This is a genomic window from Neisseria sp. P0001.S007, from assembly GCF_051963655.1.
In the GTDB taxonomy this organism is placed as follows: Bacteria; Pseudomonadota; Gammaproteobacteria; order Burkholderiales; family Neisseriaceae; genus Neisseria; species Neisseria subflava_A.
Window position 1 is genome coordinate 1 of record NZ_JBQCUB010000077.1, and the last position, 208, is coordinate 208.

Below are 208 nucleotides of genomic sequence, written 5' to 3' on the forward strand. Positions count from 1 at the left end.
GCCTGACGCTGTTTGCTGCCGGCGGTCTGAATAATGGTGGCGTCAATGACGGCGGCGGATGCTTTCTCTACTTTTAAGCCTTTTTCGGTCAGTTGGCGGTTAATCAGTTCCAATAATTCGGACAGGGTGTTGTCTTGCGCCAGCCAGTTGCGGTAGCGGCATAAGGTGCTGTAATCGGGGATGCTCAGTTCGTCAAAACGGCAAAACA

General features: G+C 52.4%; 1 pseudogene. It reads right to left on the bottom strand.

Going from position 1 to position 208, the window contains the following annotated elements:
* Positions 1-208, bottom strand: a pseudogene (locus ACTHRE_RS11245) (IS5/IS1182 family transposase); the annotation flags it as partial.